This is a genomic window from Flavobacterium cutihirudinis, from assembly GCF_003385895.1.
Classification (GTDB): Bacteria; Bacteroidota; Bacteroidia; order Flavobacteriales; family Flavobacteriaceae; genus Flavobacterium; species Flavobacterium cutihirudinis.
In genome coordinates, this window is the sequence record NZ_QRDQ01000011.1 from 236924 (window position 1) to 263014 (window position 26091).

General features: G+C 34.1%; 17 protein-coding genes and 1 tRNA gene. 8 read left to right on the plus strand and 10 right to left on the minus strand.

Features of this window, described 5'->3' with window-relative positions:
* Positions 1-88 precede the first annotated feature (88 nt).
* Positions 89-844: an alpha/beta hydrolase family protein gene (locus BD847_RS17610; protein ID WP_115889577.1), complete on the plus strand. Its 756-nt coding sequence runs from the start codon at positions 89-91 to the stop codon at positions 842-844.
* A gap of 160 nt (positions 845-1004) precedes the next feature.
* Here BD847_RS17610 and BD847_RS17615 read toward each other — a convergent pair.
* Positions 1005-1077: transfer RNA gene (locus tag BD847_RS17615), tRNA-Met, on the minus strand.
* A 116-nt stretch (positions 1078-1193) separates the two neighbouring features.
* Between BD847_RS17615 and era the strand changes: the two genes are divergently transcribed.
* From era to BD847_RS17630, 3 genes are all read left to right on the plus strand, one after another.
* Positions 1194-2075 (plus strand): GTPase Era, encoded by an 882-nt coding sequence (gene era, locus BD847_RS17620; RefSeq protein WP_115889578.1) that lies wholly within the window; start codon positions 1194-1196, stop codon positions 2073-2075.
* Positions 2076-2420: 345 nt separating this feature from the next.
* Positions 2421-3731, plus strand: coding sequence for a ribosome biogenesis GTPase Der (gene der, locus BD847_RS17625; RefSeq protein WP_115889579.1), 1311 nt, complete (start codon positions 2421-2423; stop codon positions 3729-3731).
* A 114-nt stretch (positions 3732-3845) separates the two neighbouring features.
* Positions 3846-6602 (plus strand): outer membrane beta-barrel protein, encoded by a 2757-nt coding sequence (locus BD847_RS17630; protein WP_115889580.1) that lies wholly within the window; start codon positions 3846-3848, stop codon positions 6600-6602.
* 151 nt (positions 6603-6753) lie between these two features.
* Here BD847_RS17630 and BD847_RS17635 read toward each other — a convergent pair whose 3' ends face one another.
* The 8 genes from BD847_RS17635 to BD847_RS17670 form a co-directional block, all read right to left on the minus strand.
* A complete protein-coding gene (locus tag BD847_RS17635) occupies positions 6754-7491 on the minus strand; it encodes a DUF2490 domain-containing protein (RefSeq protein WP_115889581.1) in 738 nt (245 codons plus the stop codon).
* A 164-nt stretch (positions 7492-7655) separates the two neighbouring features.
* Positions 7656-10217, minus strand: coding sequence for a TonB-dependent receptor (locus tag BD847_RS17640; protein ID WP_115889582.1), 2562 nt, complete (start codon positions 10215-10217; stop codon positions 7656-7658).
* A gap of 254 nt (positions 10218-10471) precedes the next feature.
* Complete coding sequence (locus BD847_RS17645; RefSeq protein WP_115889583.1) at positions 10472-10885, minus strand: RrF2 family transcriptional regulator; 414 nt, start codon at positions 10883-10885, stop codon at positions 10472-10474.
* 80 nt (positions 10886-10965) lie between these two features.
* Positions 10966-11805 carry a TPM domain-containing protein gene (locus BD847_RS17650; protein ID WP_115889584.1) on the minus strand — a complete coding sequence of 280 codons (840 nt, stop codon included), beginning with the start codon at positions 11803-11805 and terminating at the stop codon, positions 10966-10968.
* 3 nt (positions 11806-11808) lie between these two features.
* Positions 11809-12246 carry a TPM domain-containing protein gene (locus BD847_RS17655; RefSeq protein ID WP_115889585.1) on the minus strand — a complete coding sequence of 146 codons (438 nt, stop codon included), beginning with the start codon at positions 12244-12246 and terminating at the stop codon, positions 11809-11811.
* A 64-nt stretch (positions 12247-12310) separates the two neighbouring features.
* On the minus strand, positions 12311-12901 hold the full coding sequence (locus tag BD847_RS17660; RefSeq protein ID WP_115889586.1) for a LemA family protein: 591 nt from the start codon (positions 12899-12901) through the stop codon (positions 12311-12313).
* Positions 12902-12935: 34 nt separating this feature from the next.
* Positions 12936-13268: a MerR family transcriptional regulator gene (locus BD847_RS17665; protein ID WP_115889587.1), complete on the minus strand. Its 333-nt coding sequence runs from the start codon at positions 13266-13268 to the stop codon at positions 12936-12938.
* Positions 13269-13314: 46 nt separating this feature from the next.
* Positions 13315-14292 (minus strand): peptidoglycan DD-metalloendopeptidase family protein, encoded by a 978-nt coding sequence (locus BD847_RS17670; protein WP_115889588.1) that lies wholly within the window; start codon positions 14290-14292, stop codon positions 13315-13317.
* A 257-nt stretch (positions 14293-14549) separates the two neighbouring features.
* Here BD847_RS17670 and alaS point away from each other — a divergent pair, with 257 nt between their 5' ends.
* Together alaS and BD847_RS17680 are read left to right on the plus strand one after the other, a co-directional pair.
* Positions 14550-17180, plus strand: coding sequence for an alanine--tRNA ligase (gene alaS, locus BD847_RS17675; protein ID WP_115889589.1), 2631 nt, complete (start codon positions 14550-14552; stop codon positions 17178-17180).
* Positions 17181-17367: 187 nt separating this feature from the next.
* Entirely contained in the window at positions 17368-17745 is a 378-nt protein-coding gene (locus tag BD847_RS17680) for a GxxExxY protein (protein WP_115889590.1), read from the plus strand.
* 93 nt (positions 17746-17838) lie between these two features.
* On the opposite strand, the gene BD847_RS17685 is transcribed toward BD847_RS17680, so the two are convergent.
* Positions 17839-19584, minus strand: a complete 1746-nt coding sequence (locus BD847_RS17685; protein ID WP_115889591.1) for an ABC transporter ATP-binding protein — start codon at positions 19582-19584, stop codon at positions 17839-17841.
* Between the two features lie 209 nt (positions 19585-19793).
* Here BD847_RS17685 and BD847_RS17690 point away from each other — a divergent pair, with 209 nt between their 5' ends.
* Positions 19794-20750 (plus strand): GSCFA domain-containing protein, encoded by a 957-nt coding sequence (locus BD847_RS17690; RefSeq protein ID WP_115889592.1) that lies wholly within the window; start codon positions 19794-19796, stop codon positions 20748-20750.
* 235 nt (positions 20751-20985) lie between these two features.
* A complete protein-coding gene (locus BD847_RS17695; RefSeq protein WP_115889593.1) occupies positions 20986-26088 on the plus strand; it encodes a translocation/assembly module TamB domain-containing protein in 5103 nt (1700 codons plus the stop codon).
* Positions 26089-26091 lie beyond the last annotated feature (3 nt).

The following is a 26091-nucleotide window of genomic DNA, read 5'->3' on the forward strand; positions in this document are numbered from 1 at the left end:
GAAAATAAGGCTTAATTTAACCCCAAACCCGCTGTAGTATCAGAACGTTAGCGAGCATGCTAAAAGACACACCCCAAAAGACAATAAAATGAATAGAATAATTTACGTTTTGGCATTCGCATTTCTGATAAGTTGCTCAACACGAACAAAATCAGTTGAAAATAAATTGGTGTCCAGCGTTGCTTTGGACACGTTGACTTTATTAGACCAATCACGAAACAGGGAAATTCCAATTGCGATTTATAAGTCAAAAACTAAGCATCCGCAAATTGTACTCATTAGTCATGGCTATGGTCAAAACGAAGGCAAACCCTATTTAGCCTATTCAGACCTCGCCAACTTTATGGCATCAAAAGGGTACTTTGTTGTAAGTATTCAGCACGAACGTCCTACAGATAGTTTAATTCCTGAAAAAGGAATTCCGCAAATTGTAAGGCGACCATTTTGGGAACGAGGAGCAGACAATATTATGTTCGTAATAAACGAATTAAAAAAATCAAATCCTGAAATAGACTTTAAACATATCACACTCTTAGGACACTCAATTGGTGGAGATATGACCGCATTATTCCCTCAAAAATATCCAGGCATTGTTTGGAAAATTATTACGTTTGATAATAGGCGTATGGCTTTGCCGAGAACAACTAACCCAAAAGTATATTCATTGCGTTCAAGCGACCAACCTGCCGACCCAGGTGTTTTACCTACAGAAGCAGAACAGAAAAAATATGGAATAATGATTATAAAGCTGCCTAACACTGTTCACAGTGACATGTGTGATAATGCAACTGATAAGCAGCGTGAAGAAATAAGAGATTATGTATTGACGTTTCTGAATGACTGAAAATAAGAATAAAAAACTGAAAATTTAAGCAATGCTTAAACCTCGCTCCTTGAAGAGTTCCAGACTATGCGAATGTCTCCTGACTTCGACCGACAATCTAAATAAAATTTTAGTATATAAACAAAAAAAAGCTCCAGATTTCTCTGAAGCTTTTTTTTAGTAGCGGGAACAGGACTCGAACCTGTGACCTTCGGGTTATGAGCCCGACGAGCTGCCTACTGCTCTATCCCGCGATGTTTCGGGTGCAAAGATACGCCGATTTTTTAGAAATCCAACGAAAACTTAAAAAAATGTTTTATTTTCTGTATTGACTTGATATGACTACCTTTGCAAAATAAATAAAACAAAAATGTCACATAAAGCAGGTTTCGTAAACATTATCGGAAATCCAAATGTTGGAAAATCAACATTGATGAACGCTTTCGTTGGAGAACGATTATCGATCATTACATCAAAAGCACAAACTACACGTCATAGAATTCTTGGAATTGTAAATGGTGAAGACTTTCAGGTAGTTTTATCAGATACTCCGGGAATTATAAAACCGGCTTATGAAATGCAGGAGTCGATGATGAACTTCGTAAAATCGGCTTTTGAAGATGCTGATATTTTGGTTTATATGGTCGAAATTGGAGAGCAGGACTTAAAAGACGAAGATTTCTTTAAAAAAATCATTCATGCTAAGATTCCGGTTTTATTACTTTTAAATAAAATTGACAACTCTAATCAGGAACAGTTAGAAGCGCAAGTCGCTTTTTGGAAAGAAAAAGTGCCAAACGCAGAAATTTTCCCAATTTCGGCTCTACAGAATTTCAATGTACCCGAAGTTTTCGGAAGGATTATCGAATTACTTCCAGAAGCTCCAGCTTATTATCCTAAAGATCAGTTAACAGACAAGCCGGAACGTTTCTTTGTGAACGAAACGATTCGTGAAAAAATCTTATTGAATTACGCTAAGGAAATTCCATACGCAGTAGAAATTGTAACAGAAGAATTTCATGAAACAGATACTATTATCAGAATTCGTTCTGTAATTATGGTAGAACGCGATACGCAAAAAGGGATTATTATTGGTCATAAAGGAGCAGCTCTTAAAAAAGTAGGAACCGATGCCCGAGCCGATTTGGAGAAATTCTTCGGAAAACAAATTCACATTGAACTGTATGTAAAAGTGAACAAAAACTGGAGAAGCAATGCCAATATGCTGAAACGATTTGGGTATAATCAGTAGTTTTTGTTTAATCGGTTAATTGTTTATTTGTTTAATCGTTAAACGAAAAATTGTTGAAACCGAGATGCCTAGCCCCGATGGGAGGGAAAATCCTTTTGTGCCGGTCCCGAGGCATAAAAGATTGGAAGGAACAGCGGGAAATAGCTCCATAAAAAAGTAGTCAGTATTCAGTTTATAGTCACAGTTTTATCAGTTTTTTTACTGAATACTTAAAACTGATAACTGCAAACTAAAAAAGACTACCTTTGCAAAAAAATTAAATAAAGCATTTTTGGTTTATAATTTATTGTGATTTAGTCAAAAACGAATCTAAAATTGTAAATCTGAAATCTAAAATTCAAAAAAATGAGTAATAACATTGTTGCGATAGTAGGAAGACCTAATGTGGGGAAATCGACCCTTTTTAATAGGCTGATACAAAGAAGAGAAGCTATTGTAGATTCAGTATCTGGGGTTACCCGTGATAGAAACTATGGTAAAAGCGAGTGGAACGGAAAAGAGTTTTCTGTCATTGATACCGGTGGATACGTACGCGGAAGCGATGATGTATTTGAAGGCGAAATCCGTAAACAAGTAGAACTTGCTATCGACGAAGCCGATGTTATTATTTTTGTTGTTGATGTAGAAGAAGGAATTACACCAATGGACGAAACGGTTGCTAAATTGTTGCGTAAGGTAACAAAACCGGTTTTATTGGCTGTAAATAAGGTAGATAACGCAATGCGTGAAAAAGATGCGATTGAGTTTTATAATCTTGGATTAGGAGATTATTTTACTTTCGCAAGTATTTCAGGAAGTGGAACTGGAGATTTATTAGATGCTTTAATCGATGCATTTCCGGAGAAACCAGAAGTTGAGGTTAAAGAAGATTTACCTCGTTTTGCAGTTGTTGGACGTCCAAATGCAGGAAAATCTAGTTTTATCAATGCTTTAATTGGTAAAGATCGTTATATCGTAACGGATATTGCAGGTACAACACGTGATGCAATTGATACGAAGTTTGATCGTTTTGGTTTTGAATTTAACTTAGTGGATACTGCCGGAATTCGTCGTAAGGCTAAAGTAAAAGAAGATCTAGAATTTTATTCTGTAATGCGTTCTGTAAGAGCAATTGAGCATGCAGATATTTGCATATTGGTTATCGATGCAACTCGCGGATTTGAAGGTCAGGATCAGAGTATTTTCTGGTTGGCTGAGAAAAACCGTAAAGGTGTTGTAATCTTGGTGAACAAATGGGATTTGGTTGAAAAAGATACCATGTCTACGCGTGATTACGAAGAGAAAATCAAAAAAGAATTAATGCCTTTTACAGATGTGCCAATTTTGTTCGTTTCGGCGTTAACGAAACAACGTTTGTTAAAAGCGCTTGAAGCGACAGTTCAGGTTTTTGAAAACAGAAAACAAAGAATTTCGACTTCAAAATTCAACGAATATATGTTGAAAGTAATCGAAGCTTATCCGCCGCCAGCGACAAAAGGTAAATATGTGAAAATTAAATATTGTATGCAGTTGCCAACACCAACACCTCAGTTTGTATTTTTTGCAAATATGCCACAATACGTTAAGGAACCATATAAGAGATATCTTGAAAATAAGATTAGAGAAAATTGGGACTTCGCCGGAGTGCCGATTGATATTTATATCAGAGAAAAATAAAATTCAAATCCCCTGTAAAAAGGGGATTTTTTTTTGGTTTAAGTGAAAACATTCATAAGCTATTAAACCATTATGGTATTTTGTAGTCTTATTAGTTCTAAACTGACCCTTTTCATGACCAAATATTTTTCTTTTTTGCTGTTTTTTCTTTTTTGTTTTGCTGCCAACGCGCAAAATGATATTGTACTAAAAGGAACTGTTGTTGATCTTAACACGCAGGTTCCGCTTGAAATGGCAACCGTATATTTTACAACCGTAAAAGATTCTGCCGTTATCGAATATGCTACAACCGATAAAAATGGCGTTTTTAGAATCAACACTAAAAAAATCAATAAGCCTGTTTTTTTGAAAGTCAATTATATGGGTTACCAAACTTTTGTTGAGGAACAGAAAGAACTTATTGAAAGCAAAGATTTCGGGAAATTGTATTTAGCCGAAAATATAAATGCTCTAGAAAATGTTATTATTAAAACGGAAGCTCCGCCAGTTGCGGTTAAAAAAGATACGTTAGAATTTAATGCTTCCGCCTTTAAAGTGAGACCAGATGCCAACGTCGAAAATTTATTAAAGCAATTGCCCGGCGTTGATGTTGATAATGATGGAAAAGTGACCGTAAACGGGAGGGAAGTCACTCAGTTTTTAGTCAACGGAAAAGCTTTTTTTGACAAAGATGGAGCTCTTCTTCTAAAAAATATGCCTGCCGATATTATCAAGAAAGTTCAGGTTTCAGATTTTAAAACCAAGAAAGAAGAATTGGCGAAACAAGAATCGAGCTCTGATAATTCATCTATAAATTTCACTATTGACGAGAAGAAAAACAAAGGTTTCTTTGGGAAAGTTTTGGGTGGTTATGGCTCTGATGATCGATATGAAAGCAGTCTGATTATGAATTTCTTCAATAATAATCAGAAAATTAGTGTTTTGGCTTCTTCCAATAATATCAATTCGACCGGTTTTTCGATGGATGATGTTTTTGATAATATGGGAGGCGGGAGAAATAATAATGTTAATCGTGATAATACTACTAGTGGAAAGGGAATTACGCAGTCTAATTTGGCCGGAATCAATTATTCGGATGACTGGTTTAAAGATTTTGCGGCTTCCGGAAGCTATAATTTTTCGAACACCATTACGAACAATGACAGCAAAGCCAATCAGTTAAGTTTCTTACCTACAGGAAATATATTGACAGCTTCAGATTCTAAAACTAGAAATGAAAACACAGGAAATAAGGCTAATTTCGAATTCGAATACAAATTGGATCCTAAAACACGAATTGTTTTTACGCCAAAATTCAATCAAACGCGAGTTGACAGTAATTCGGCTTCATCTAGTTTTTCTGAAGATGAAAATGGTCAGTCTTTAAACGAAAGTACAGCCGCTTCACGTCGCGAAAACACAAGTACAAATTTTGCGAATACGCTTAATTTTAATAAGGTTTTTGAAAAGAAGAATCGTAACCTGAGTTTTGTTTTTGACAATAATAACACAAATGCAATTACAGATGCTTTAAATGTTTCTGAAACTATTTTTTATCAGGACAATCAGCCAAACGATGAGCGAAATCAAAAAAGCAGAAACGATAATGTTAATGATACTTATTCTTTAGATATTGAATATACGGAGCCTATTACAGATTCACTGCGTATTCGATTTGGCTCTGATTTCGACTGGAAAAACGAGATAAAAGATCAAAAAACCTTCGATTTTGATGCGACTACACAATCGTATTCGTCTATTAATGAATCTTTGACTACTTATACAACTTCCAAACAAAATTCAGTAACTCCAAAAGTAGGGATTACGTTGCAGAAGAATAAATTTACGGTGAATCTGGATACTAAAACATCAATTGTCGATTATTATAATCATGCCTTCTATTTGGGCAAAGCGACAGATTTGAATCAGAAATATGTATTGCCTTTCGCCGCAGCGCAGTTTCGATATAAGTTTAGTCGTTCGAAGAATTTGACTTTTAAATATGATTATTCGAATGCGCTTCCTGCTTCAAGTTTTTTACTTCCGGTTGCTAATTTGAGTAATCCTTTGAATACCATTATTGGAAATCCAAACTTGACTCCAATCGAGAAAAATACGGCTAATTTTAGTTTCAGAAATTTCGATTTCCGTACGCGCTCCGGTTATAGTGTTTATGCACGAGGCGATTATTATACGAGTGATATTTATTCGACTTCATTTTATGATGACAACGGAAAAAGAACGACAACCTATATAAATTTATCAGATACTTATACGTTTACTGTTGGTGGAAACTGGAATCAGTCGATTAAAAAAGATGCAAATACATTCCGATATGGTTTACAGTTAAACGGAACATATAATTTTGATAAAGGATATACAAATGCGGTTTTGTACAATGCAAAAGGTACTTCAGTAACACCAAAAGTCTATTTGTCGTATGAATATGGAGAACTGTTGGTTGTTGCACCATCGTACAGTTTAACATACAATGAAACAAAATATGAAAACTATACTCGTGATGCAACTTCAAACGTCGTGCACCGAATTAATTTGCAAACTACAAGTTACTGGCCGGATAAATTAATTTTCGGAAATGATTTTGGTTATACCTACAATTCAAACATTTCAGGTGATTTCAAAAAGGATTTTTTCTTATGGAATACCAGTTTGTCGTATGGATTTTTGGATAAAAAGCTATACGCAAAAGTGAAAGTCTATGATGTTCTAAATCAGAACCAAAGTGCCACCAGAACCATTTCGGCAACATCAATCCGTGATGAAGAAAATACAGTTTTAAAGCGTTACATAATGTTTTCGTTAGCCTATAAAATTGGAAATTTTGCAGGAAATGAAAAAGGGAAAAAAAGAGGTCGGGAGAGAGAAGAATAGTTTTTTTGCAGGTTCAAAGAGACATAGGTTCAAAGACTCTGAGATTCTGAGATTAAAAAAGGGTATAAATCAAATTTTTAATTTGATTTATATCCTTTTAAACTTTAAACCTTTGTCACTTTGTAACTCTGTCTCTTTGAACCTCTTTTTTTCAAAACTTCCTATCTATTCTGTGATAAACAGTAAAACGAATAATATCCCGATCATAAAAATCTACACCGCTGGCACGTCTTTGAAAGTTTTTTATATAACCGAGTTCTAAGCCTAAGTTGGGATTAAAATGATATCGGAGCGCTATGTAAAAGCGGTTTTGATCAAAAGTATTTCGTTTGTTGTCATTTCCGAAATTGAACATTACTTCATCTGAAATAGTGCCTTTTAAACTCCTGCTTTCTTTTTTCCAAAGATCAAAAGTGGACTGTAATCTATAGCGGAACCGAAGTGCAAATGAAAATGTATCAAGTAATTCAGTTCTTGACGCTTTTTCAATAAAGCGTTCTTCGAGTTGAAAACGATTGTGGAAAGTGATTTTTGCAATGTCATTTATTAAAGTAACATCTTGCTGTATTCGATATTCAGGAATAGAGAAATCCGGATCAATATCCGGGTTTTGCGTATTGACATTAAAAAAGGCAAAACCAGCTCCTAAATCAACCAATTTGGAAGCGCGATATCTTCCTTGTGCCCGTATTACAAATAAATTTTCATGAATTGGATTTAAAAAACTCCTATTATCAAATTCAGAATGAAGTGCCCATTTTTCTGTCAAAGGAAAAATGTTATAATAACGAATCCAGGCTAATGTTTGATTGTCTGTTTTCTTTATGTTTTGTGCCGATAAATAGGGACTTAGCAAGCCTAATAAAAGTAGTAATTTGAGAAATTTCATTTAATCTCTATAAATTCAGGCTGCGAATATATAGAAATCAGAATTGATTTAAAGCAGATTAAAATTTGCTTTAGCTATTATTTTGTGATTTCAGAAAATAGAAAAACGAGACAGGTTTAAAACTTGCCTCGTTTTATTTTATTCAAACTAACTAACTTAACCGCTTATAGAGAATACTTCAAGGTAACTCCATAAGTTCTTTGATCACCAATAACTCCTGCATATTGTCCTGCGTTACCACCTGCAGGCAATAATTGCTCATAATAATCTTTATTTAATAAGTTTCTTCCCCAGAAGTGAACTGATAATCCTTGTGATGCACGGAAACCTAAACGAGCATTAAAAATTGCATATCCCGGAACAACTAAATATTTTGAAGCCGATGGACTTGAAGAGAATTCTGAACGAGCATAAGAATCAATCGCTAAGAAAATTTTTCCTCTATTTCCAAAGAACGTTGCATTATCAGAAAGTTCACCTCCTAATGATCCAGCCCATCTTGATACACCAGGTAAATCTGTACCAGAAACATCTTTATAAGCCACCTGAACTCCTCCAGAAGTAGCTCCGGTTTCTTCTAACGGAAGTGGTGCATTTGTAAATTTAACATATGTACCTTCTGTGTAAGTTGCAGCAGCATTTACAGTTAAATGTTGGCTAAAAACAAAACTTGCATCTAATTCTGCACCTCTTACTCGTACTTTATCTGCATTAGCAAGATAACCACGGTTTACACCTAATTCAGCTGCCTGAACGTTTGTTTGGTAATCTTTAATTTCTGTATTAAAGAAAGCCAGATTAAATATTGAATTTTTGAAAGGAGAGGTTTTTACTCCAAATTCATAATGATTTACTTTTTCAGGTTTGATAACCGCAAGATCAAGCATAGGCTGCCCTTTTGAATCGGTTGGAAGCCCGGCAACGTTTACACCAACTGGCTTATAGCTTTTTGCATAAGTTGCATACGCATTTATTTTATCTGAAGCTTTATAAGTTAAAGTTAAGTTTCCAGAAAAATCGGTATTGTCTGTACTTGAGTCAAATGCCTGATCAGAATATACCAGTTTTTTCAAAGCCAATAAAGCTGGATCATTTGTTTGAAGACCTCCGTAAGTTGTACGGGCATAATGAGCATCTTTCTTATCAAAGTTATATCTTAAACCTGGTAAAATATGGAAACGTTCTGTAATAGCCCAATCTAATTGTCCAAATACTGCAGCACTTGAAGCGCGTATTCTGGCATCTGTTTTAATTCCGTATCCTTCAAAAAGACCTGGAGTTTTCCATAATGGGCTTGTAGTACTTTGTGAAAATCTCCATTGTGCATTTCCAGATTCTTCTGTACCATCTGTTTGTGAGGTTTGATCAATAAAGAATACACCTGCAACTCCGCTTAATTTTGATGTTAACTGACCAGCATAACGAACCTCTTGTGTAAGCTGAGTTTGTCTCGTTGGATTTTGAGATTTAGCTAAAACCTGCAATCCTGTAAAATCTCTGTCATTTGACGGATCCCAGTTCCAAAAACGCCACGCAGTTGTAGAAGTTAAGGTACCGCCTCCAATTTTGGTATCAATATTAAGAGAAACACCTCCCATATCCTGACCTGAACGCCAAGGCGTATCATGATCAATTTTACGGTCAAAAGCATTTAAGCTTGGTAATTGATAATTTAGATCTTTGATAATAGCATCAAACTGACGGTAAGCAGCTCTTTGAGTAGGAGCAACACCAGCAACAACTTGTGCGTATCCGTCAGGACGCTGTGTTGTGATATCTGCAGCCAAAATAATATTTGTGTTTACGGATGGAGTCCACAATAATTGTCCTCTAATACCTTGATTGTTCAAAGTATTTGTTGGTCTTCCTGTAACAATATTGTCAATCAAACCGTCTCTTTGTGTTCCTGAAAAAGAGATTCTTCCGGCTACTTTTTTGCCTAAAGCTCCTGTAACCGATGCTTTTGCTTGTAAAAAAGCATAGTTTCCATAGCTCACTTCAAAATCGGCTCCTGTAGAAAAACTTGGTTTTCTTGTAGTAATATTAAAAGCACCTGAAGTAGTGTTTTTTCCAAATAAAGAACCTTGTGGTCCACGTAAAACCTCAATTTGTTCTACGTCGATAAAGTCTAAAGTTGTAGCAGCAGGACGCGCATAGTAAACTCCGTCTACATAAAAACCAACACCTGGATCGATTCCGTCATTTGTTAATCCGAATGGTGATCCCAAACTACGAATATTGATTCCTGTATTTCTTGGATTTGATGAGTAAAGCTGAACAGAAGGAACCAATTCTTTAATACGGTTTACGTTGAAAGCTCCCGTTTGTTCTGCTTGTTTTCCTGTAATTACAGAAATTGCAATAGGCACATCCTGTACTTTTTCGATTCTGCGTCGTGAAGAAACAACAACTTCTACAAGTTCATTTTCTTCTTTAAGCACAACTTGTAATGGTGTAGCTGGCAAATCATCAATTTCGATTTCGGTTGTTTTATAGCCAACGTACTGAACCAGTATTGTAAACGGAAGTTTTCCTTTAGTATCTATTACAAATTTTCCTGAAGAATCTGTAATAGTATTTGATGTTGTTCCTTTGATTACAACATTTGCTGCTTCTAATGGAGTATTTTCAGTTGTTTTAACTACACCTTCGATGTTTTGTCCAAACGAGATTGAAAAAGTTAAAACTGATAGTATTGTAAGTATATTTTTAATCGAATTTTTCATTTTTATATTAAGTATATATGATTAGTAGAGTTTTAAAATAAATTTTTTTTATCAACACATACACATCATACAGGAAATGCTTTTTGCAGTTTTGAACTGACTATTAGAATTTGTTTGCAAAAGACTTTTGGTTACGCCTAATAAACTGAAATGTTCTTTCATGAGTTAAAAATTTGTAATTGGTTTGTTAATTATTTTTTGGCAAATATATATAATTAATTCTATCGATTTACTAGACTTTAAAAAATATTTTTTTATTTTTTTACTAATGAGGCGATTGTGATGCCTTCCATGGCCTTCAAAGTTTTGTCTCTGATAAGCATTAAACCGTGACGCAGACTGCATTCAGACTCGGTTTTACAATCAGAGCAAGGCTCATAAAAATTTAAGGAAGCGCATGGCAAAAGTGCAATTGCACCGTCAAATAATCGGTGAACTTCTGCTAAAGTGATGTCGTTTTTTGATTTTATCAGATAATAACCGCCAAATTTTCCTTGTTTACTGCTCACAAAACGTCCTCGTTTTAGATCTAATAAGATTTGCTCTAAAAACTTTTTAGGAATGTTAGCTCCATCAGCAATTTCTATAGTTCTAGAAATGTGATTTTCGTCTTGTTCTGCTAAATAAAGTAAGGCTTTGAGGGCGTATTTTGCTTTATGTGATAACATCTATATAATTAATTGTAAAATGTAAATGTATGAATTTAAACTTGAAACTGAAAACTGCCACTAAAAACTGTTTTTCTTTTCTACCAGCCTCCGCTAGAACCTCCACCAGAGAAACCTCCTCCGCCAAATCCTCCACCGAAGCCACCGCCTCCGCCGCCAAAACCACCTCCCGATGATCCGCCGCCGAAACCTCCAAAACCGCCTCCGCTGCTTCTTCCAAGACTGCTTAAAAGAATTATATCCATAAGGCTAGGACCGCCACCTCCATTATTGCCTGAATTTCCTCCGCCGCCTCCTTTATTTCGAGAAAGCAGAATTAATACAATAACAACAATTACTATAAAGGGTAAAATAGGAAAATCTTTTCCTTTTGTTTGTTTTCTTTCGCCTTTAAATTTCCCTTTAAAAACATCAATTATAGCATCAGTTCCTTTATCAAGACCATTATAAAAACTTCCTGCTTTAAATTCCGGAATAATAATGTTTCTAATAATCGTTCCACCAATTCCTGCTGTTAAACGATCTTCAAGCCCGTAACCAGGATTAATAGCAATCTTCTTTTCGGCTTTCGCCAATAAAATTATTACACCGTTATCATCTTTAGCAGTTCCGCCAATTCCCCAGGTTTGGCCCCATTTTGTTGCTAACTGACTAACATCTTCACCTTTTAAACTTTCAATTGTAATAATCACAATTTGTGTTGTAGTTGAATCTGAATAACGAATTAGTTTTTCTTCTAATTGTGCTTTCTCAGTTGAGCTTAAAATATTTGCATAATCATAAACCGAAGTTTGAAAACTTGGTTTTTCCGGAATAGTAAATTGTGCAAAAAGGCAATTGGTAGTAAAAAAGGCAATTAATAGAAAGGATAATTGAAAGATTCCTTTTGAATTTGAGGTTTTGTTTTTGGAAATTTTCATTATTTATCCTTTTGAGATTTCGTTAGATAATTCGTTGGTGTCTCCTTCAGACCATGGAAAGTATTTTTTTAATTGTTCACCGGCATTCAAAATACCATCAACAATACCTTTTTTAAAATTTCCTGTCTTAAATTGTTCTACCATTTTGTCTTTGGTACAATCCCAAAAATCATCAGCTACAAGATCATTTATACCTTTATCTCCGCAGATTGCAAAGCTTTTATCTGCTACAGCAAAATAAAATAAAACACCATTTTTTTGTTGGGTTTCATTCATTTTTAAATCATGAAAAACTTCTAAAGCCCTGTCAAAAGGAACTTTAGAAGTTGTCTGTTCTATATGAACTCTAATTTCGCCAGAAGTGTTTTTTTCAGCCACGCGAATAGCTTCAACAATTTCTTGTTCATCTTCTCTGGATAAAAAATCTTCTACTTGTGACATTGAAATGATTTTAGAGTTAAGTCCCGAAGCCTCGGGATAGATTTTAGATTGAAATAGTTCTTCCTTAGAATTTTACTTCAACTGGTTTGTCAGCTCCGGTAGAAGCCTCAAAGTATGGTTTTTCTTTAAGCCCATACATTCCTGCTAATATATTCCTTGGAAAAGTGTTGATATTATTGTTGTAAGGCTTAACTGCTTCATTAAAACGAGTTCTTGCTGTTAAGATTTGGTTTTCCGTACTAGCCAATTCGTCTTGTAACTTCATGAAACTTGCATCAGCTTTAAGATTTGGATACTGTTCAACACTTACCAATAGTTTTGATAGAGATGATGAAACTCCTGATTGTGCCGAATTGAATGCCGCTAATTGTTCTGGAGTTACATTTGAAGGATCAATTGTAATTCCTGTTGCTTTTGCACGAGCTTCGATTACAGCTGTTAAAGTACTTTGTTCATGTTGAGCATATCCCTTTACGGTACTTACTAAATTAGGAATAAGATCATTTCTTCTTTGATATGCAGTATTAACATTTCCCCAACTTTCTTTAACGTCTTGGTCAAGTGTTACTGCTGTGTTATAAATGCCACTTGCCCAGCTATATAATCCAATAACTATTACAGCTACAACTCCAAGAATTATTAAACCTTTTTTCATATTTGTTTTAATTTAAGTTTATTTATATTTTTAATTACAATTCGTTTTTTATATCTATTAATTGTGTTTTTATGGACTCTAATTTACGTATTATTTCGAATTTATCTAATGTTTTCTTCTGTCCTTCTTTTAAATGCGTTTTAGCGCCCTCAAGGGTAAAACCTCTTTCTTTTACCAAATGATAGATCAACTGAAGATTAGTAACATCTTCCGGTGTAAACATTCGATTGCCTTTGGCGTTCTTTTTTGGTTTCAGGATATCAAATTCACTGTCCCAAAATCGTATCAAGGATGCATTGACATTAAAAGCTTTGGCAACTTCGCCAATGCTGTAATATCTTTTATCTTTTGAAAGCTCGATATGCATGTTTTTGTATTTCTAATTTATTTCAAAAATAACACTTTTTATAGTATTAATCTAACGATTGGTTTTCTTGATTTGCCATATGTGAAATTGCGACATATTCGGCAGCAGAAATATTTCCGTAATAAAAATTCAGCGGATTTACGACTTTTCCGTCTTTATGTACTTCATAATGGCAATGCGGCCCTTCAGATCTTCCTGTACTTCCAACATAACCAATAACATCACCTCTTTTAACACGTTGCCCGGGCCTGCAATTGTATTTACTTAAATGAGCGTACAAACTTTCATATCCAAAACCGTGTCGGATTACCACATGGTTTCCAAATCCTGAAGCCGAATTATCTGCACGATCGACAACACCATCTCCAGTGGCAAAAACAGGAGCACCAGTGTTTGCCGTAAAATCCATTCCGTTGTGCATTTTGCGTACTTTCGTGAAAGGATCAAGACGATAACCAAAACCAGAAGCAACACGTTTTAAATTTTCATTTTGAACTGGCTGTATTGCCGGAATTGCCAATAGTAAATTTCCTTTTGCACTGGCTAACTTCAATATTTCATCTAAAGATTTGGATTGAATGGCCAATTCTTTTGAAAGTTTGTCAATTCGTTTGGTTGTGTTCATAACCAATTGCGAATTATTATATCCTTCTAATTTTTTATATCTTTTTGGATCTCTGAAGCCTTCTTTACGAATAGAATCCGGGATTTCGGTTTTATTAAAATAAACGCGATAAATATTATTGTCTCTCTCTTCTAATGCTTCGGTAACATCATCAATTTCGTCCATTTTTTTATTCAAAATAGCATATTGCAGTTTCAAATTTTCAATCTCTCGGGCCTGCAAACGATCTTTTGGTGTTTCAAAATAGGAAGTGTTAATTAAAAGAACAAAAATTAAAAAACCAAACAATGCTGAAGCCACTAAAAACAACAATGCATAGCCAAATTTTGCCCTTTTTCTGGTTTTAATTTTTGTATAAGCCAGATTTTCTGAGTCGTAATAATATTTTACTTTCGCCATATTTTAAAATACGCTATTTTTGCAGCTTGTAAAATAAGTTAGTCGAACAAAATTAGTAAATGTTTCAGTTGTCCGACGCTTTTTTTCAAGAATTAAACTAATTAGATAATGTGTCAATTTGATAATTAGATAATGTATTAAAAACGAAATTTATTGTTTTGAATTTTAAGTTTTTAATTAAAATTTTCTAATAATCACATTTTCAGATTGATGAATTATCTAATTGACACATTATCAAATTATCGCATTAACAAAATATGAAATCACAAGACGTACGTAAACAATTTTTAGATTTTTTTGAGAGCAAAGGACATACAATCGTTCCTTCAGCTCCTATTGTACTTAAAGACGATCCAACCTTAATGTTCAACAACTCGGGAATGGCCCAGTTTAAAGAATTTTTCTTAGGGAACGGAACGCCAAAAAGTCCAAGAATCGCCGATACGCAAAAATGTCTTCGTGTTTCAGGAAAACATAATGATCTTGAAGAAGTGGGTATCGATACGTATCACCACACGATGTTTGAGATGTTAGGGAACTGGTCTTTTGGAGACTATTTCAAAAAAGAAGCAATCAACTGGGCTTGGGAACTATTGACAGAAGTTTATAAAATACCGAAAGAGAACCTTTATGTTTCTGTTTTTGAAGGAAGCAAAGAAGATAATGTTCCTTTTGACCAAGAGGCTTGGGATATTTGGAAAACATTAATTGACGAAGACCGAATTATTCTTGGAAATAAAAAAGATAATTTCTGGGAAATGGGAGACCAAGGACCATGCGGACCTTGTTCTGAAATTCACGTTGATTTACGTACACCAGAAGAGAAAGCTGAAGTTTCTGGAAAAAGTTTGGTAAACAACGATCACCCGCAAGTAGTTGAAATCTGGAATAATGTATTCATGGAATTCAACCGTAAAGCGGATGGTTCTCTTGAAAAACTTCCTGCACAACACGTTGACACCGGAATGGGATTTGAGCGTTTGTGTATGGCTTTACAAGGAAAAACATCAAACTATGACACTGATGTTTTCATGCCTTTAATTAGAGAAATCGAGACTATTACAGGAGCAAAATATACTGTTAAAGCTTCAAACGAAGCAGAAGATAAAGTAAATATCGCAATTCGTGTTGTAGCAGATCACGTTCGTGCAGTAGCTTTCGCTATTGCTGACGGACAATTGCCATCTAATACAGGAGCTGGATATGTAATTCGTAGAATTTTGCGTCGTGCAATTCGTTACGGATTTACGTTCTTAAATACTAAAGAGCCTTTTATTTATAAATTGGTTGAAACTTTAAGCGAGCAAATGGGAGATTCTTTCCCAGAAATCAGAACGCAAAAAGCACTTTGTTCAAATGTTATACGTGAAGAAGAAAACTCTTTTTTACGTACGCTAGATCAAGGTTTGATTCTTTTAGATGCTGTAATTTTAAATAATACTGGTGATACAATCGATGGTAAAAAAGCATTTGAATTGTATGATACTTACGGTTTCCCAATCGATTTAACGGCTTTGATTCTTTCTGAAAAAGGATTGAAATTAGATGAAGCTGGATTCCAGGAACAATTACAATTGCAAAAAGAAAGATCTCGTGCGGCATCAAAAGTAACAGCTGGAGATTGGAATGTAATTGTTGAAGATGATATTCAGGAATTTGTTGGATATGACAGATTATCACAACAAGTAAAAATCACTAAATACCGTAGAGTTGATAGTGTAAAAGATGGTGAAATCTACCAATTAGTTTTCAATGCAACTCCGTTTTACGGAGAAAGCGGAGGACAAACTGGTGATAAAGGTTATTTAGAATCTCAAAACGGAGATATCATTTACATTATTGATACGAAGAAAGAAAACAACCAAACGATCCATTTAACACAATCGTTGCCAGAAAATATTACAGCAACTTTTAATGCGGTTGTTGATGCAAATCAAAGAGCTAAAACTTCGTCAAATCATTCGGCTACGCATTTATTGCACCAAGGTTTACGTAAGATTTTAGGAACGCACATCGAGCAAAAAGGTTCGATGGTAAGAAATGCTTCTTTACGTTTTGACTTTTCTCACTTCTCTAAAGTTTCTGATGAAGAATTAGTAGAAGTAGAAAACTTTGTAAATGCAAGGATTCGCGAGAGTTTACCATTAATCGAGAAAAGAGCAATTCCAAAAGAACAAGCTCTTGAAGATGGAGCAATTGCTTTATTTGGAGAGAAATACGGTGATTTAGTTCGTACCATTAAATTTGGTGATTCTGTTGAGTTATGCGGAGGAACACACGTTGCAAATACATCTGATATCTGGCATTTCAAAATTGTTTCTGAAGGAGCTGTTGCGGCAGGAATTAGAAGAATTGAAGCGATTACAAGCGAAGCTGCTAAAGAATATTTTGAGTCTCAGGCAGTTTCTTTAACTGAAATTAAAGAAGCGCTTAAAAATGCTCAAGATCCTGTAAAATCGATTTTGGCTTTACAAGACGAAAATGCTCAGTTGAAAAAACAATTAGAAGCTTTATTGAAAGATAAAGCTAAAAATATGAAAGCTGATTTGGCTAAAGAATTACAAGAAATCAATGGCGTTCAGTTCTTAGCAAAACAAGTAGATTTAAATCCGGAAGGAGCAAAAGATTTGGCATACGAATTAGGAAATTCTTATAATAACTTATTTGTTGTTTTCGCAACTGCTCATGAAGGAAAACCAATGTTGACTTGCTATATCTCTAAAGAAATTGTAGCTGAGAAAAGCCTAAACGCAGGACAAGTTGTTCGCGAATTAGGAAAATATATCCAAGGTGGAGGGGGCGGTCAGCCTTTCTTCGCAACTGCTGGTGGTAAAAATGTTGACGGAATTGCTGAGGCTTTGGCTAAAGCGGTAGATTTCGTGAAGTAAAGATTTTAATCTCGCAAAGACGCAGAGTCGCAAAGTTTATTTTTAAGCTTTGCGACTTTTTTTTGCTTTAATTTAATTGTTAAGGTTTTGTTTGTGATGTCGATCATATTTTTAATCTCGCAAAGTCGCAGAGTCGCCAAGTTTTTTAAATTTTATTTTTGTAAGTTTATACTTTAAATTTTAAAAAATGACTGAGAATGAAATTTCAGCTGTTGTGGTTGATGTTTGTTATAAAATACATGTAAAATTAGGGCCGGGATTATTGGAATCAGTTTATGAAGCAATTTTACATCATGAATTAACTAAGAGAGGATTAAGTATAGAAAGACAAAAAACTTTGCCCGTTATTTGGGATCAAATAAATCTGGATATCGGTTTTCGAGCTGATTTAATAGTTGAAAACAAAGTAATTCTAGAGATTAAATCAATTGAGCAATTGACAGATATCCATGCAAAACAACTTCTTACGTATCTCAAAATTACAAAAATGAAATTAGGTTTGCTTATAAACTTTAATGTACCAATTATCAAATTCGGGATAAAAAGAGTAGTTTCAAATCTTTAGTAAAACACTTAAAAGCTTAAATAAAAAACAGAGTCGCAAAGCTTAAAAATAAACTTTGCGACTCTGCGACTTTGCGAGATTCTTTACGCGCAATTATTTTCTTTCGCCAATCTGCTGGCGCCACATCGCATAATAAAGTCCTTTTTCAACAATCAAATCATCATGTTTACCTTGCTCGATGATTTTACCTTGTTCAAGAACGAAAATCCTATCAGCATGCATAACAGTTGACAAACGGTGCGCAATTAAAACTGTAATTCTATTTTTATCAGATATATTTCTAATTGTAGCGTTGATCTCTTCTTCCGTAATAGAATCCAGCGCCGAAGTTGCTTCATCAAAAATCAATAAATTCGGGTTTCTAAGGATCGCTCTTGCAATAGATAAACGTTGTTTTTCTCCACCCGAAACTTTTATTCCGCCTTCGCCGATTGTGGTGTTTAAACCATCTTCTGCGCGTCTCAAAAGTTTATCACAGCTTGCACGTTTTAAAGCGTCATATAAATCTTCGTCGGTTGCATTTGGTTTTACAAACAAAAGATTTTCACGGATTGTTCCAGAGAATAATTGTGCATCTTGCGTAACAAAACCCAATTGTTTTCTTAAATCCAATAAATCAATTTCTGTTGAGTCAATGTCGTTATAAAAAACCTGACCTTCAGCCGGTGTATATAATCCAACCAATAATTTTACTAAAGTCGTTTTCCCGGAACCTGACGGCCCAACAAAAGCTACAGTTTGACCTTGCTTGATTTCGAAATTAATATTTTCGACCGCTTTAAATTTAGCAGTTTTATGTTTGAAACTTACGTTAGAAAAAAGTAAAGATTGAATTGCACCAACATGTTTTGGGTTTTTTGGACGAAATTCTTTAGGAGCACTCAATAAGGTTTTGAAGTTTTCCATTGAAACTTTTGTTTCATTTACAGTAATTATAAAGTTTCCAAGTTCCTGTAACGGACCAAAAATGAAAAAAGTAAAGAAAACCATTGTCAATAAATCACCCACAATAATTTTTCCTCCAAATAAGAAATAATACAAAGTAAACACAACGCAGGTTCTTAAAAAGTGGACTGTTGTTCCTTGAATAAAACTTAAACTTCTGATATAGCGTACTTTCTCTAATTCAAGATGCAAAATTTTGAAAGTATTCAAGTTCAAACGCTTTTCTTCCTGATACGTCAAACCAAGACTTTTTACTAATTCAATATTTCGTAAACTCTCAGTTGTTGAACCCGCTAAAGCATTTGTTTGATTCACGATTTTTTTCGAAACAACTTTGATTTTTTTACCCAAATAAGAGCTTACCAAAGCAATAATTGGTGCCGTTATTAAAAAGATAAGTGAAATACGAAAATCAATTCGGGCAACGTACACAATTACAAAAATGAATCCGATGATGGTTTGAAAAATTAAAGAAATCGAAAGTGTAATCAATTTCTCCGAATCAGAACGTACTTTGGTTAATTTGCTTAAAGTTTCCCCGCTTCGTTGATCTTCAAATTCGGCATAAGGCAAGTCTAGCGATTTTTTAATTCCGTCAGTATACATCTGAGCTCCGGTTCTCTGAATCACGATATTGGTAAAGTAATCTTGAAAATTTTTGGTAATTCTGGAAATCATCGCAGCGCCAAGAGAAAGCCCAAGCCAAAAAGAAAGCGATCTAATAAAACCAGTTGCATTACCATCGTATTTGTGAAGCCCAACCCCACAATCCTGCATTAATTTACCGGTAATGATAGAGTCTGATAGACTGAAACAAATGTTTATTGAGGCCATAATCAAAGCAAAAAGCAAAAGCATTTTGTGTTTGATTATATAAGAATATAATAATTTCATAGGATTTTTTAGAAAAGTGGAAGATGCAAAAGTAAGGAATTGTTTTAGTTTGTGAAGTTGGTTTTTGTTATTAAAAATGTAATTTTTTATATAGTTGCTTTGGTTTTAGAAAATTCACGCAAAGTTGCAGTCCCGAGGCTTCGGGAGCAAAGTTTTTATTTTTTTAATTAAGTTCAGGATTTCTTTAACTTTGTTTCAAATTTTAAGCAATGCAATTCAGAACCCAAATTCCAATCTCAAAAAGTAAATCTCCAATCGATTATAATTCGAAAGTACTTTCTGTTGGTTCTTGCTTTGCAGAAAATATAGCAGAGAAATTTGATTATTTTAAGTTTCAAAATGAAACCAATCCGTTTGGGATTATTTTCAATCCGGTTTCAATCGAGAAAATATTTCGAAGAGTTTGTGCTTTGGATTTTTATCAGGAAAAAGACGTTTTTTTTTACAACGAGCGTTGGCATTCGTATGAAGTGCATTCCGATTTAAGTAATTCTGGCCGACAAGAATTGCTTGAAACTTTAAATAAAGCAATTACAGAAACTAATAAACAATTAAAGGAAGCTACGCATATTATCATTACATACGGAACTTCCTGGATTTACAGAAATCTCGAAAGCGAAGAAATTGTAGCGAATTGCCATAAAGTGCCTCAAAAACAATTCTCAAAAGAATTATTGTCGACAGATATTATTCAAAAAAGCATTCAAAACACAATCGATTTAATTCAGACATTAAATCCAAACATAAATTTCATTTTCACCGTTTCCCCAGTTCGTCACATAAAAGACGGATTTGTCGAAAATCAATTAAGTAAATCACATTTGTTTTCTGCTCTTCATTCTGTGTTGAATACTGAACACTTAAAACTGAACACTGAATACTTTCCGTCGTACGAAATCATGATGGATGAACTTCGCGATTATCGTTTTTATTCCGAAGATATGTTACATCCCAACCAAATAGCAATCGATTATATCTGGAAGCTTTTCAGCGAAAATTACATTGCTCAGGAAAGCATTTCTATAATGCAAGAAGTTGATGAAATTCAAAAAAGCTTGCGTCACAGAAGCTTCAATCCAGAATCAGAACAACATCAAAAATTCTTAGCAAATCTTCAAAAGAAAATAAATCTTTTAGGAGAAAAACTGCCACAAATCAAATTCTAAACATGCATTTGGTTTCAATTAATGAGGTTTAATTGCATTAATTTATTGCTTCAATTTTTAGAGACTAATAAGAAAAACTTAGCGCCTTTGTGCCTTCGTGGCAAAACAACAGTGAAATTTTAGAATAATTGCAGATAATTGTGTAAATTGTTAAGATTTAAAATTTACATTTTTGTAGACTGTATAATTATAGCCTTATAAAATCGCAATTAATCTAATCGTGTTTTGTTGACGTATGAATAAGAAATCAATTCATTTTCTAAAAAAAACACTTCGTGTACTTCTTTGGTGCGTGGGTTCTGTAGTTGCGCTTTTATTACTTCTTATTATTTTAATTCAGGTTCCGTCAGTCCAGAATTTTGTTAAGGACAAAGCGATTTCTTACCTTCATAAAAAGATTAAAACCAAAGTTTCTTTAGATCATATTTCGATTAAATTTCCAAAAGATGTAGTGCTGGAAGGTTTCTATTTTGAAGATCAAAAAAAAGACACTTTGTTGGCCGGTAAACGTTTGGAACTTGATGTTGATCTTTTTAAATTAGTCAGCAGTGAACTCGAAATCAATTCGGTTTCTTTAGAAAATACTACAGCTAACATTTCCCGAAATAAGGATGGCGTTTTCAATTTTGATTACATTATAAAGGCATTTGAATCAAAAGAACCAAAAGTCGAAGATCCAAATGCAGAACCTTTTAAAATATCTGTTGTAAAAGTCAATTTAGATAATATCAAATTCAATTTTAAAGATGATTTTTCTAAAAATGATATTCGCGTAAAACTGACGCATTTTGACACGAAATTCAAAGAATTTGATTTGGATAAAATGAATTTCGATATTCCAAACATCGATCTTGACGGATTGAAATTGGTTTTGAATCAAGATGTTGTAGAGAAAATTGCTGAAGTTTCGGTAAAAACAGTTGATACGATTTCTAAGCGACCAGATTTCAAATTAAAACTCGGAAAAATCAGTTTGTCAAAAATTGATATTGCTTATGATAATAAAGATTCAAAATTAGATTCGGGAATAAAACTCGGAAATTTAAATTTGTCTTTCAACGAAATTGATTTAAACAAACAGCTTTTAGATTTCGATACTTTCGAACTAAAAAATCTTAGCGGAAATTTAAGATTAGGCGCACAAGACAAACAAATTCAAACTCCAAGTTTAGATACAACAGCCATAAAACAAGCAGGCTGGAAAGCAAAACTTAATAAAGTTGACATTGAAAATGTTGCATTCAAATTTGATGATATGCAGTCAAAACCTATTGCAAAAGGATTAGATTACAGCCATTTGGATTTGAATAAATTCAACTTTCAAGCCGAAAAACTGTATTATGCCAATGATACGATTTCAGGAAATATCAAATCTCTGGCCGTTATTGAAAAAAGCGGTTTAAATATTCAGGCTTTAAAAACCGACTTTTTCTACGGTCCAAAAAATGCATATCTGAATAATTTATATTTAAAAACACCGCAAACCCTTCTTCAGGATAAAATTAAAGTGGAATATAAATCGCTCAAAGCACTTCAAAAAGATCTTGCAAATCTTTCGATTGAAGCCAATGTAAAGAATTCAAAAATTGGTTTCAAAGATATTTTACTTTTTGCGCCCGATTTACGAAATACAAATCCGTTTAAAAGTAATCCAAATGCTGTTTTGGCAATTAACACACGTTTGAGTGGAAAAGTAAAAGATTTAGATATTCCGTTATTTGAAATGAGCGGAATCGGAACTACAAAAGTTTCCCTTTCGGGGAAGATAAAAGGACTACCTGACGCTCAAAAAGCGTATTACGATTTGAATATCAAAAAACTTTCGAGCACTTCAAAAGACATTTATGGTTTTGTGCCGAAAGGAACAATTCCGACGAATATTCAAATTCCGCAACAACTGAGTTTACAAGGAAAATTCAAAGGTTCAGTACAAAATTTCAAAACAAATCTAGCTTTGAACAGTAGTTTCGGAAATGCAAAAGTCGATGCATTATTTGATCAGCGTGTCAAAAAAAGAGAAAGATACGATGCGACAGTTTATTTAGTGGATTTCAATTTGGGAAGATTAATCAAAAATGATTCAATCGGAAAAATTACGCTTAAAGCGAAAGTCAAAGGAACTGGTTTAGATCCAAAAACGGCAAATGCAGTTGTTGACGGATTGGTTCAAAAAGCAGTTTTCAATAAATATACGTACAAAGATTTGGCATTAAAAGGAAATATCGAAAATGGATCTTTTGCCGTAAAATCAGGAATGAAAGACCCAAATTTGAATTTTGATTTGGTTGCCAGCGGAAATACAAAAGAGAAATATCCGGCCATAAAATTGAAATTAAACCTTGATATAGCCGATTTAGAAAAACTGAATCTTCACGCCGGACCAATGAAACTTCGCGGAAATATTGATGCAGATATTGCCAACAGTAATCCTGATTTTCTAAACGGGAAAGTGTTTCTGTCAAACATTCAGATTTTGCAGGATAAGGAACCGATTGTTTTAGATTCGGTTCGCGTAATTGCTTTTTCAGATAATACGAGAAATAATATCAAAATTTCATCGCAGTTTTTAAAAGCCGAAGTTGACGGAAAATACAAATTGACGACTTTAACATCAGCAATAAAAAAATCATTATCGAAATATATTGATTTAAAAAATCCGAAAGTAAACGGAGAATCGGATGAACAACGATTGGCTTTTACTTTAACAGTTGATAACGACCCGATTTTGTTTCAATTAATTCCGAAACTGACAGGTTTAGAGCCTATTAAAATTACCGGAAAATATAATAATGTTGCTGATTCTTTAGAGATAAAAGGTTCAATTCCGAGAATTGTTTACGCAGATAATACGATTTCTGACGGAAAAATAAATATCGAGGCCAAAGAAAACGCTTTAGAATATTCGGTTTCAGTTGCTACAATTGAAAGCGGTTCATTGAAAATTCCGTATACCAATTTATCAGGAAAAGTGGAGAATAATATTCTGGATTATGCACTCGAAATAAAAGATGCAAAAGACAAACAGCAATATTTTGTTGGAGGAGAATTCAAAGCAGAAGATTCTAAAAACATCTTCAAAATTGATGCTGAAAATTTCGTTTTAAATTATGACAAATGGAAAATCGATCCGGAAAATGCAATTGAATTTGGGAAAAATCAACTTTATATCAATAAGTTTTTCCTTGGAAATGACGGAAATGAATTAAAGATTCAATCACAAGGAACAGGAAATAACGCACCAATTCAGGTTGATTTTGTGAACTTTAAAATTGAAACCATCATGAACATTGTCAAAAAAGACAAATTGCTCATGCAAGGTTTGATTAACGGAAATGCGGTTGTCGAAAACGTAATGACAAAACCCACTTTCACGTCAGATTTAAAAATTGATGATTTTACTTTTAAAGGTGATAAAGTGGGCGATTTAGAAGTAAAAGTAGATAATAAAACGGCGAATATTTTGGCTGCAAATGTACAGTTGAGCGATGAAGGAAACGACGTAAATCTTACAGGAGATTATCTGATTGACGCAGGAACTTTTGATTTTGATGTAGCAATAAACAAACTGAACATCAAAAGCATTCAGGGTTTCAGTATGGATAATATCTCTGAAGGAACAGGTTATTTATCAGGAAATTTTAAAATTCAGGGCACAACTGATGCACCTAAAATTAATGGAGAACTTAATTTTAATGACTCGGCATTTAGAGTTACACAGTTGAATTCCTATTTCAAAATAGATCAGGAAAAAATCACTTTTAATGATGGCATTATCACCTTTGATAAGTTTACGCTTCATGACGAAAACGAAAACGAATTATCGGTTGATGGTACTATTCAGTCACCAGATTTCAGGAAATATAACTTTGGATTAATCATTACAGCCGATGATTTTAGAGCCATACATTCTAAAGCTACTGATAATGATTTGTTTTACGGAGATTTGTTTTTGGATACCAAATTAAACGTAAAAGGAACGCTTGAAAACCCAGTTATTGGCGGAAATATTAAAGTCAACAAAGAAACTAAGTTTACGGTTGTTTTACCACAGTCAGATCCTTCGATTGCTGACAGAGAAGGAATTGTAGAATTTGTTGACGAGGACAATCAATACCTGAGACAAACTGTTGCAATGGAGAAAAAACTAAATCAGTCCGAATTAATCGGTATGGACGTAAGCGTTGATATTTCGATTGATAAAGAAGCAGAACTGACTTTGATTATTGATAAAGGAAACGGCGATTATCTAAACTTGAAAGGTGAAGCGCAGTTAACAGGCGGAATTGATCCTTCGGGAAAAACGACTTTAACCGGTAAATATGAATTTACAGATGGAGCATATGAAATGAATTTCAACATGATCCGAAGAAAATTCAATATTCAAAAAGGAAGTTCAATCACCTGGAATGGAGAACCAACAATGGCAAGTTTGAATATTACGGCGATTTATAAAGTAGAAACTGCGCCAATTGATTTGCTTGGAAATCAATTAGGTGATAGAACTCAAGCCGAAAAAAACACGTTTAAACAAAAACTACCGTTTGAGACACATTTAAAAATGAATGGTGAATTGTTAAAGCCGGAAATTACTTTTGATATTGTGCTTCCAGAAGGTAATTATGGGGTTTCATCAAATGTTGTAGATATGTCGCGAACAAAATTGGAGCAATTGCGCCAAGAACCGGCAGAGATGAACAAACAGGTTTTTGCACTTTTATTGTTGAATAGATTTATTGGAGAAAATCCGTTTGCGAGCGAAAGCGGAGGAACAAGTGCCGAATCTTTGGCAAGACAAAGTGTAAGTAAGATTCTGTCACAACAATTAAATGATTTTGCCGGAGAATTGATAAGTGGTGTTCAATTGGAATTTGATTTAGAATCAACTGAAGATTATACGACTGGAACGATGGAAAACAGAACCGATTTGAATGTTGGTGTTTCTAAAAAACTTTTAGACGATCGATTGAAAGTTACAGTTGGAAGCAGTTTTGCAGTCGAAGGACAAGAGCGCGCCAACGAGCAAAGTACCAATATTGCGGGTGACGTTGCGTTAGATTATCAGTTGACGAAAGACGGCCGTTATATGCTTCGTGCGTATCGTAAAAACGAGTATCAGGTGGCAGTTGAAGGACAAGTAATTGAAACCGGAATTGCTTTTATTATTACGATGAGCTACAATAAATTCCGCGAACTTTTTCATCGCAGTGAAGCAGAAAAGGAAATGATTAGAGAAGAAAAACTGCGTAAAGAACGACAAAAACAAAAGGATAAAGAAGCGAAAGAAAAAGAGAATAAAGAAGAAGAAGATGAAATTAAAGGCACAGATATAAAAACATAATAA

What these genes read in the sequence shown, in the direction of transcription:
- BD847_RS17685 (WP_115889591.1), bottom strand. Translation starts at nt 19,584, where the DNA reads ATGAAATTATTATATTCTTATATAATCAAACACAAAATGCTTTTGCTT.
- BD847_RS17610 (WP_115889577.1), top strand. Translation starts at nt 89, where the DNA reads ATGAATAGAATAATTTACGTTTTGGCATTCGCATTTCTGATAAGTTGC.
- BD847_RS17695 (WP_115889593.1), top strand. Translation starts at nt 20,986, where the DNA reads ATGAATAAGAAATCAATTCATTTTCTAAAAAAAACACTTCGTGTACTT.
- BD847_RS17665 (WP_115889587.1), bottom strand. Translation starts at nt 13,268, where the DNA reads ATGCATATCGAGCTTTCAAAAGATAAAAGATATTACAGCATTGGCGAA.
- der (WP_115889579.1), top strand. Translation starts at nt 2,421, where the DNA reads ATGAGTAATAACATTGTTGCGATAGTAGGAAGACCTAATGTGGGGAAA.
- BD847_RS17645 (WP_115889583.1), bottom strand. Translation starts at nt 10,885, where the DNA reads ATGTTATCACATAAAGCAAAATACGCCCTCAAAGCCTTACTTTATTTA.
- BD847_RS17660 (WP_115889586.1), bottom strand. Translation starts at nt 12,901, where the DNA reads ATGAAAAAAGGTTTAATAATTCTTGGAGTTGTAGCTGTAATAGTTATT.
- BD847_RS17650 (WP_115889584.1), bottom strand. Translation starts at nt 11,805, where the DNA reads ATGAAAATTTCCAAAAACAAAACCTCAAATTCAAAAGGAATCTTTCAA.
- BD847_RS17640 (WP_115889582.1), bottom strand. Translation starts at nt 10,217, where the DNA reads ATGAAAAATTCGATTAAAAATATACTTACAATACTATCAGTTTTAACT.
- BD847_RS17690 (WP_115889592.1), top strand. Translation starts at nt 19,794, where the DNA reads ATGCAATTCAGAACCCAAATTCCAATCTCAAAAAGTAAATCTCCAATC.
- BD847_RS17670 (WP_115889588.1), bottom strand. Translation starts at nt 14,292, where the DNA reads ATGGCGAAAGTAAAATATTATTACGACTCAGAAAATCTGGCTTATACA.
- BD847_RS17655 (WP_115889585.1), bottom strand. Translation starts at nt 12,246, where the DNA reads ATGTCACAAGTAGAAGATTTTTTATCCAGAGAAGATGAACAAGAAATT.
- BD847_RS17635 (WP_115889581.1), bottom strand. Translation starts at nt 7,491, where the DNA reads ATGAAATTTCTCAAATTACTACTTTTATTAGGCTTGCTAAGTCCCTAT.
- BD847_RS17630 (WP_115889580.1), top strand. Translation starts at nt 3,846, where the DNA reads ATGACCAAATATTTTTCTTTTTTGCTGTTTTTTCTTTTTTGTTTTGCT.
- BD847_RS17680 (WP_115889590.1), top strand. Translation starts at nt 17,368, where the DNA reads ATGACTGAGAATGAAATTTCAGCTGTTGTGGTTGATGTTTGTTATAAA.
- era (WP_115889578.1), top strand. Translation starts at nt 1,194, where the DNA reads ATGTCACATAAAGCAGGTTTCGTAAACATTATCGGAAATCCAAATGTT.
- alaS (WP_115889589.1), top strand. Translation starts at nt 14,550, where the DNA reads ATGAAATCACAAGACGTACGTAAACAATTTTTAGATTTTTTTGAGAGC.